Consider the following 8,952-nt stretch of genomic DNA (forward strand, 5'->3'; position numbering starts at 1 on the left):
GAGGACCTTATGTCAATCAAACTAGTCGCAATCGACCTGGACGGCACACTGTTGAACAGTGACCACCAGGTATCAGAAGAAAACAAGCGAGCTATTCAAAAAGCCAAGGACCAGGGCGTGAAGATCGTCCTGGTTACCGGACGCCCACTGAAAGGCATGCTGTCGATACTGGAAGACTGCAATTTGACCGAAGAAGGCGATCTGGGTCTGACCTATAACGGCGGACTGGTCCAATGGACACGAACTGGAGAAACTCTTCGAGAAATCACTTTATCTAAAGAAGATGTTCAAGACGTCTACCGGTTGAGTCAGGACCTGGATCTGCCGTGCAACTTTATTGATCTGGATACAGTCTATGAACCATCTTATCCAGAAGGCAAGCCGTCTCAGTACCACAAGCATATGAAGGCTCTGCCTTATAAACCACTTGATATGGTCACTTTTCCGGAATCCTTTGCCATCAACAAGATTGTCATGTGCTGGCACCAGGAGGAACTGGACCAAAAGATCAAGGATATCCCTCAGGTGTATCATGACCGCTATACAATCATGAAATCCCGGGACAACCTGCTTGAAGTTCTCCCGAAGACGGTGGACAAAGGGAAAGGCCTGATTCTTTTAAGCGAGCTGCTGGACATCTCTCTTGATGAGATGATGGCGATCGGCGATCAGGAAAACGATCTGGCTATGGTTCAGACAGCCGGTACAGGTGTAGCGATGGCCAATGCGACAGATATCGTCAAAGACGCCTCTCAAATTGTCACTAAATCCAATGATGAGCACGGTGTTGCTTATGCTATTGAACAATATGTGTTAAACTAACTGTATATGCGTCATAAAAAGTGAGAGAAAGAGTGAATCCATTATGGGATTATTTGACAAGATCAAATCCGCTTTTACTGGGGCGGAAAAACAGACGGAACCACAGGAAGTAGTCGAGGATGAAGTCAAGGAAGTTGTCGAAGACTCCGCTGCCGAAGACACGACACTGGAACCTGATGATACCAAGAAAGAAACCGAACAGTATGAAAAAGGACTGAAGAAATCCCGTGTGTCGTTCACTCGCCGTTTAAACGAACTGCTGGCGAACTTCCGCTATGAAGATGAGGAATTCTTCGAAGAACTGGAGGACCTGCTGATCGAATCAGACGTCGGCTTTGAAGCGACCATGCAGATTGCTGAAAAACTCCGCTACGAATCAAAAGTTGAGAACGTCAGAAGCATGAAAGATGCTGAGCGCGTCATCGTACAGACGATGGTCGACATGTACGGCGAAAGCAATCCGGATCATCACGAATTCAACGAGAATCCAGATGGGCTGACAGTTGTTCTGTTTGTCGGCGTCAACGGTGTTGGTAAAACAACGACGATTGCGAAAATGGCTCATCAGTATATCGATAAAGGCAAGAAAGTCGTCATGGCTGCGGGAGACACCTTCCGTGCCGGAGCGATCGAACAGCTGCATATCTGGGGAGACCGTGTTGGAGCGGAAGTCATTTCCACTAAACAAGGCGGAGATCCGGCTGCTGTGGTCTACGATGGAATAAAGACCGCTCGTGAGTCAGGTGCTGACATCCTATTGATAGATACAGCAGGACGTCTTCAGAACAAGAAGAATCTTATGAACGAACTTGAGAAGATGAAACGCGTCATTTCAAGAGAAATTCCGGATGCACCGCACGAAACCCTGCTGGTACTGGATGCTACAACTGGGCAGAACGCTTTGAACCAGGCCAAGATCTTCCAGGAAACAACAGACGTAACAGGTATCGTTCTGACCAAGATGGATGGAACGGCTAAAGGGGGAATCGTCCTGGCTATCGGTAAAGAGCTAGGTATCCCTGTGAAATTCGTCGGACTGGGTGAGACGATGAATGACCTTCATCCATTCGATACTGAGAAATTCGCTTACGGCCTGTTCAAGGAACTGATTGCGCAGACCAATTAAATTAATTTCGTTACACAACTGAGATTCAACTGAAGAAAGGTGAACACTGATTATGGAACTGGAAAAAACCCTGCGTATGAACAGTCTCTTTGCATTCTATCATCCGCTCCTAACGCCCAAGCAGCAGGAATACATGAAGTTATATTATGGCGATGACTATTCACTGGGTGAAATCGCGGATGCTTTTTCAGTGAGTCGCCAGGCTGTGTATGACAACATCAAACGCTCTGAAGTTATTTTACAGGACTATGAAAGCAAGCTGCATCTGGTGGAAGAATTCGATAAGAAACAGGACGCAGTTGATACATTAAAAGCGTATGCTCAAGAGAAGCATGCATCAGACACGCGTCTGCACGAGCTGATAGACGCGATCAGTCTGGATTCATTGAGAGAGGAATGAAACAGGTATGGCCTTTGAAGGATTAACAGGACGCCTGCAGGATGCCTTTTCCGGACTGCGTAAGAAAGGAAAAGTTACTGAGGCGGATGTAAAAGACGTCATGCGTGAGGTCAGACTGGCCTTGCTGGAAGCCGATGTCAACTATAAAGTAGTTAGAAATTTTGTTAAGACCGTACGAGAAAAATCGTTAGGTGAAGAAGTACTTGGAAGCCTGAATGGGGGCCAGCAGGTCGTCAAGATCGTTAACGACGAGCTGACGGAACTGATGGGTGGCGAACAGGAGAAAATCATTTTTGCCGATCCAGGTCAGGGACCGACCATCTACATGATGACCGGTCTGCAAGGGGCAGGAAAGACAACGACTGCCGGTAAACTGGCAAATTATCTACGCAAGCACGAAAACAAGAAACCAATGATGGTCGCAGCTGATATCTATCGTCCAGCGGCGATCGATCAGCTGGAAACCCTTGGTCGCGACTTGGATATCCCTGTCTTCAGTATGGGAGACCAGGTCAGTCCTGTCGAGATCGCTGAAAAAGGGATCCAGCAGGCAAAAGATGAGAACCGCGACGTCGTCATCATCGATACGGCCGGTCGTCTTCACATCGACGAAAACCTGATGAACGAACTGGAAGACATCAAAGCTGCCGTCAATCCGCATGAGATATTCCTTGTGGTGGATGCCATGACTGGTCAGGACGCCGTCAATGTAGCAGATTCATTTAATGACCGTTTAGGTATTACCAGTGTGATCCTGACGAAACTTGATGGTGACACACGCGGGGGTGCTGCGCTGTCGATTCGTTCCGTTACAAATAAACCAATCAAGTTCACCGGTACTGGTGAGAAGCTTGAAGCGCTTGAACCATTCTATCCAGACCGTATGGCTAACCGTATCCTTGGTATGGGAGACATTCTGACACTGATCGAACGTGCTCAGCAGGAAGTCGATGAAGAGCGTGCCGAAGAACTGGCCGCTAAAATGCGTGAAAACCGCTATGATTTCAATGACTTCATCGAACAGATGGATCAGATGACCAATATGGGACCGATGGAAGACATCCTTAAAATGATTCCGGGTATGAGCAACGTACCAGGAATGGCTGATTTCCAGATGGACCCTAAAGACATTGCTCATATGAAGGCCATTGTTCTGTCCATGACACCAGAAGAGCGTGAAAATCCAGATATCCTGTCACAGAAGCGTAGACGCCGTATCGCCAAAGGATCTGGCCGTGACATCGCTGAAGTCAACCGCTTGATCAAGCAGTTCAAGCAGTCTAAAGAGATGATGAGCAAGATGTCCAAAGGCAACATGGGCGGCATACCGGGTCTTGATAAACTGATGGGCGGCGGAGTAAAAGGTAAACTCGGTAAGATGGCACTGAATGGCATGGCTAAGAAAAACAAGAAGAAAAAGAAGAAAAAAATCAGACGCAAGAAGTAATTGGGTCAACAGGAGAGGTCAGGACTTTATGGTCCTGGCTTTTTCATTCCCGTTCTACGTCAAATAACGTTGGTAAAGAATAATAAGTAAGCAGAGGAGAGTACACGCTGTTATTATAGGTCTGTTTCGTCCTGATTCATCCAGTACTGATTGTCTTCAATAAGCTGCTCGAGGATGTCACGTTCTTTTCCATTGGGGGATGCTTCATTATTGAGAAGCTGGTCCACTCGTTCAGATGAGACACCTAATGCTTCTTCCAGTTCTTTTTTCGACAGTATATTCTTGTCAATCAGTTCTTCAGTACGGGCCAAGTAGATGATCCCGTCGATTTCCTGATCAGTCAGTTCGTCGTCGAAAGAGAATTCCAGTTTAAGCAGTTCCTTCAAAGAGGTCAGGCTCATAAAAACGCCGACCCCTTTGGCCATCAGTTTGACTTGTCGCATGATAAAATCCTGATCTTCTATTGTCATCTGACCCATCCTTTCTTATAGAACCAGTATACCATGAACAGTGATGTTACTTGTTTCCTGAAAATTTTACTCTGTAAAGAAAAAACACTTTACAATCTTTTTTTCCCGTGGTATGATACATATCGTGAGTTTGATTAAGAGCAAAACTCAGATTAAAGGGTCTTTATAAAAGATATCTTTACAATTTAACAGGAGGTGCAAGTCAAATGGCAGTAAAAATTCGTATGAAACGTATGGGTTCTAAAAGAAATCCTTTTTACCGTTTAGTTGTTGCTGATTCTCGTGCTCCACGTGATGGACGCATTATCGAGCAAGTTGGAACATACAACCCTGTATCAACTCCAGCTGAAGTTAAAATCGATGAAGAGTTAGTAATGAAATGGTTGAAAGATGGCGCGAAACCATCTGATACAGTTAAAAACTTACTTTCTAAAGAAGGAATCATGAAAAAATTCCACGATGAGAAGTACAGCAAGTAATTGGTCTAACTAAATGAATCAATGAAGAAGAAAAGAATGGGTTGTGTCAGTCATGGCGCTCCTTCTTTTCTTCCTTCTGTATACTGAGTCTATTTAAGAAGGATGGTATTATGACTGATAAAGAAATGCGCGAGCTGATTACAACTATTGTCGAGCCATTAGTGAGTCATCCTGAAGACATCAAGCTGGACTTGAAAGACACCGATGAGTTCCACGAGTATATGCTGGAAGTTCATTCGGATGATGTCGGACGTGTGATCGGTAAACGCGGACGTATTGCCAAAGCGATTCGAGCAATCGTGTACAGCATTCAGTTCGATGGCCCAAAACGTGTACGACTGACCATCGTTGACTAACTCATTCTGCTGGTATGCAGGCTTGATGGTCACAAATAGCAGGTAAACAACCGGGATGGCTCTTAGAGTGCATCCCTTTTTTTATGAATTTTTATGATAAATTAAGTTTTTGTCTAGCTTAACGTACCAACCTCTCGAGAAAAAGATAAATTTACCCATTGCGCAGGATGCTCTTCTTCCGCATACTCTGTCTCTACGCATTGAAATGCTAGAGTCACAGCAATTCGGGGCAAATTTCCTCTACTCGCTATCGCTCGGTCGATCTCAACAATAGTTGTACGTGCTAAAGCACTACAACTTGTAAGGTCTACTCGCTATCGCTCGGTCGATCTCAACAATAGTTGTACGTGCTAAAGCACTACAACTTGTAAGGTCTACTCGCTATCGCTCGGTCGATCTCAAGTATAACTGTAAGAGCTGAAGCTCAAACAGTTACTAAGGTATTTTCTTGTCGAGGCTAAACGGTACGTGAAGCTTTTCTATACTGAGAGGAGCAGGGCAATGGAATATTTTGACGTAGGAAAAGTTGTGAACACCCATGGACTGAAAGGGGAGGTCCGGGTCATTTCGATCACGAATACCCCTGAAGCACGATACTATGAAGGCGCGCCTTTGACCTGGTTCGGCAAAGACGGGGAAAAGGAAGAGCTGACAGTCCGTTCACATCGTCAGCATAAGAATTTCGATCTCCTGACTTTCGAAGACTACTACAACATCAATCAGGTTCAGAAGTTTGTCGGAGGTATCCTGCGTGTCGGTGAAGACTTGCTGCTGGATCTGCCTGAAAATGAATTCTATATTCATGAAATAATCGGCTGTACCGTCATCGACAATGATACAGATGAAGAAATAGGCAAGGTCAAGGAAGTTTTATCTCCGGGAGCGAATGATGTCTGGGTCGTTCAGCGTCAGAATCAGAAGGATCTGCTCCTGCCTTATATTGAACCAGTTATTTTGGATGTCGATATAGAAAACCGTGTCGTGAGAGTACACGTAATGGAAGGGCTGGACTAATGAAAATAGATGTCGTCACGCTGTTTCCAGAAATGTTCGACGGGCCGCTTGGTCATTCAATCGTCAGTCGGGCCATCGATAAAGGCATCGTTGAAGTGAATCGCGTTAATTTCAGACAATTCGGTAAGGGTAAGCATCAGGTCGTTGATGATACACCATATGGTGGTGGCGCAGGTATGCTTTTAAAACCCGAACCGCTCTTTGACGCAATGGAATCAATCGAGGAACGTTCACCAGAAACGAAAAAACGTGTCATTCTGATGGATCCGGCAGGGAAGCCATTTAATCAGGCTATGGCCGAGGAATTCTCAGAAGAAGAACATCTCGTGTTTCTCTGCGGGCATTATGAAGGATATGACGAGCGTATTCGTTCTCTAGTAACGGATGAGGTTTCTCTTGGAGATTACGTCCTGACCGGTGGCGAACTGGCTGCTATGGTCATGATCGATGCCTCAGTCCGTCTGCTTCCGAATGTACTAGGTAACGCCGCATCAGCTCAGACTGACTCACATTCAAGCGGCCTGCTCGAACATCCGCATTATACTCGTCCTGCTGAATATAAAGGCATGGGTGTGCCGGATGTGCTGATGAGCGGGAACCACGCTAAAATAGACGAATGGCGCCATAAAGAGTCACTCAAACGAACCTACTTCAGACGACCTGATATGCTGGAGGACCGGGATCTGACTAAGCAAGAACAGCAGTGGATCAAAGAGTTTCAATTGGATCAGGAATCCGACCAGCAGTAAATTTTTTACACGAATCAAGGAAATAACCTTTACACGTAAAACGTAATATGTTAGAGTAAGTAATTGAGTGGGCAACCACTCTTATTACGCAATATTCCGCTGAGACAAGTACTTAAGAGTGTTGCGCGAGAGGAGAAGGCAAATGAATCCATTAATTGAGGCAATCACACAAGAACAATTACGTTCTGATTTACCAGATTTTCGTCCCGGAGATACTGTTCGTGTACACGCGCGTATCGTCGAGGGTGAACGTGAACGTATTCAGCTTTTTGAAGGCGTAGTAATCAAGCGTCGTGGTCAAGGAATCAGCGAAATGTACACTGTTCGTAAAATTTCAAACGGTGTCGGCGTTGAGCGTACTTTCCCAGTACATTCACCACGTGTAGCTAAGATCGAAGTTCTACGTCAAGGTCGTGTACGTCGTGCTAAATTGTACTACCTACGTAACCTGCGCGGAAAAGCAGCTCGTATTCAAGAGCGCGTTCGCAAAACTAAGTAATCAACTAGTTTTCTAAAGATCTCATTCTTTAATTAGAGTGAGGTCTTTTTTTTGGATTTATTAGGATTGTCGTACCAGATAGTCACCGGACATTTAACAAAAACAGTCTGTACACCGATGACAGGGTACAGACTGTTTTTCTCTATTCTATAGCGTATATAAGATTAATCAAAGTCTACTTCAAATTTGTCCAAAAATGACTGATCGATAGCTTTAATTGATTCAGCTGCCAGCTGGACTGTATGATTAAAGTCCTCAAAAGAGGCGAAGAGGTGATGCGTATGGGCATAACGGCTAGGTACACCAAGGACAAGAACAGGCACTCCTAAGTTATTCAAATGAATACGACCGGCATTCGTTCCGCAGCCTTCACGCACCGCATGCTGAACAGAAATCGCGTGTGTCTTGCTGACTTTATTTGCCAAGCTGATCCAGTCTTCATTGGCAATGTAGCTGCTGTCCTTGTGCCTGATCTGTGGACCATGCCCCATTCTTGCTTGAGACAATTCAACCGGTTTTGCATAATCGTCAGAAGGCGTCCCTTCAAAGACAATAGCTAATTGAGGATCCACTCGTCTCGCAGTTACTGTTGCTCCTCTTAAGCCGACTTCTTCCTGAGCAGCCAGGGCACCGACCACGTTTACTGGTAAGTCTTCGTTTTCTAGAGCTTTCAATGTTTCTATAACTGCAGCACAGCCCAGACGGTTGTCAAAAGCTTTCCCTAGCATCGTCTGATTTTTATCATTGTAGTCGAACGTGACATCTGGAACGATAGGCGCTCCGACCTCGATACCGAACGTATCCATGACTTCTTCACGTGAAGTCGCCCCGATATCCAGCTTCATGTCTTTCATTGTCAGGCCGCTATCCCGTTCTTCCGGTGTCAGGAAGTGTGGAGGCTTGGAACCCACGATGCCTTTGATATACTGGCCGTCTCTGTTTCTAACTTTGAACAGGTGAGCCGACACGTTATACCATTCCCAGCGTCCGAGCATTTCGATTCCTAAAAGGCCGTTCTGGTCTATGTAGCTGACAATAAACCCGACTTCGTCTAAATGAGCATCCAGCATGAGTGTCGGTTTGGACGCATCATAATTTTTCGGATAAAGGTACAGATTTTTAAGACTGTCTTTTTTTGCCTTCAGGCTTCCTTTGTGCTTCAAAACGACGTCAATGACCTCATCCTCAAATCCCGGTGCTCCAGGTGCATTACTCAACGCTTCAATCAGTTTAATATCTGTCATAATTATTCCTCCCCATAAATCTTGTGTTTAATGATACCGTAAGTGAGTGGATGATGCTAGATGCATTAAAGGAGATGAGAAGGAATCAGTAATTTATTGCTTTATATCTTCTGCCGTGCCCCTGGGAGGAGTTTAAGGACTTAACCTAAAATAAATACTATACCTACAATCGTTATAGCGTTTTCAATTGCTATAGATGAGAAGCATGTAATAATCCTCGAATCATTTTCGATTCTGAAATGCCTTGGTGTGTCTAACGTTAGAAGGTCGGTAAAAAATAAATCGACAGAGGCAAAGATTGGTATGAAGCCATTCAACATTTTAAAATTTCATATTTTTTAAAAAT

The 8,952-nt window shown here is 45.0% G+C and carries 11 protein-coding genes; 9 read left to right on the forward strand and 2 right to left on the reverse strand.

Annotation, left to right across the window (positions count from 1 at the left end; genetic code table 11):
* Nucleotides 1-9 precede the first annotated feature (9 nt).
* From ACYQ2O_RS03510 to ffh, 4 genes are read left to right on the forward strand one after another with little or no spacing between them, the layout of a single operon-like run.
* On the forward strand, nt 10-822 hold the full coding sequence (locus ACYQ2O_RS03510) for a Cof-type HAD-IIB family hydrolase (RefSeq protein ID WP_459796007.1): 813 nt from the start codon (nt 10-12) through the stop codon (nt 820-822).
* 43 nt (nt 823-865) lie between these two features.
* Complete coding sequence (gene ftsY, locus ACYQ2O_RS03515) at nt 866-1,948, forward strand: signal recognition particle-docking protein FtsY (RefSeq protein ID WP_459796009.1); 1,083 nt, start codon at nt 866-868, stop codon at nt 1,946-1,948.
* Nucleotides 1,949-2,000: 52 nt separating this feature from the next.
* The gene (locus ACYQ2O_RS03520) at nt 2,001-2,348 is read left to right on the forward strand and encodes a putative DNA-binding protein (RefSeq protein WP_459796010.1); all 348 of its coding nucleotides are present in this window, start codon (nt 2,001-2,003) and stop codon (nt 2,346-2,348) included.
* Between the two features lie 7 nt (nt 2,349-2,355).
* The gene (gene ffh / locus ACYQ2O_RS03525; protein WP_459796011.1) at nt 2,356-3,795 is read left to right on the forward strand and encodes a signal recognition particle protein; all 1,440 of its coding nucleotides are present in this window, start codon (nt 2,356-2,358) and stop codon (nt 3,793-3,795) included.
* A gap of 113 nt (nt 3,796-3,908) precedes the next feature.
* Here the strand turns inward: ffh and ACYQ2O_RS03530 are convergent, their stop codons facing one another.
* Nucleotides 3,909-4,265, reverse strand: coding sequence for a hypothetical protein (locus ACYQ2O_RS03530; RefSeq protein ID WP_459796012.1), 357 nt, complete (start codon nt 4,263-4,265; stop codon nt 3,909-3,911).
* Nucleotides 4,266-4,471: 206 nt separating this feature from the next.
* Between ACYQ2O_RS03530 and rpsP the strand changes: the two genes are divergently transcribed.
* From rpsP to rplS, 5 genes are all read left to right on the forward strand, one after another.
* Nucleotides 4,472-4,744 carry a 30S ribosomal protein S16 gene (gene rpsP / locus ACYQ2O_RS03535; protein ID WP_091268959.1) on the forward strand — a complete coding sequence of 91 codons (273 nt, stop codon included), beginning with the start codon at nt 4,472-4,474 and terminating at the stop codon, nt 4,742-4,744.
* Between the two features lie 110 nt (nt 4,745-4,854).
* Nucleotides 4,855-5,100, forward strand: coding sequence for a KH domain-containing protein (locus tag ACYQ2O_RS03540; RefSeq protein ID WP_091480471.1), 246 nt, complete (start codon nt 4,855-4,857; stop codon nt 5,098-5,100).
* 501 nt (nt 5,101-5,601) lie between these two features.
* Nucleotides 5,602-6,114: a ribosome maturation factor RimM gene (gene rimM / locus ACYQ2O_RS03545; RefSeq protein ID WP_459796013.1), complete on the forward strand. Its 513-nt coding sequence runs from the start codon at nt 5,602-5,604 to the stop codon at nt 6,112-6,114.
* Nucleotides 6,114-6,863, forward strand: a complete 750-nt coding sequence (gene trmD / locus ACYQ2O_RS03550; RefSeq protein ID WP_459770368.1) for a tRNA (guanosine(37)-N1)-methyltransferase TrmD — start codon at nt 6,114-6,116, stop codon at nt 6,861-6,863. The genes rimM and trmD overlap by 1 nt, the downstream gene beginning before the upstream one ends.
* Before the next feature lie 142 nt (nt 6,864-7,005).
* A complete protein-coding gene (gene rplS, locus ACYQ2O_RS03555; protein WP_091480465.1) occupies nt 7,006-7,362 on the forward strand; it encodes a 50S ribosomal protein L19 in 357 nt (118 codons plus the stop codon).
* Nucleotides 7,363-7,526: 164 nt separating this feature from the next.
* On the opposite strand, the gene ACYQ2O_RS03560 is transcribed toward rplS, so the two are convergent.
* Nucleotides 7,527-8,606, reverse strand: coding sequence for a M42 family metallopeptidase (locus ACYQ2O_RS03560; RefSeq protein WP_459796015.1), 1,080 nt, complete (start codon nt 8,604-8,606; stop codon nt 7,527-7,529).
* Between the last annotated feature and the right edge of the window lie 346 nt (nt 8,607-8,952).

The sequence above is a fragment of the Alkalibacterium sp. m-11 genome (assembly GCF_054658155.1).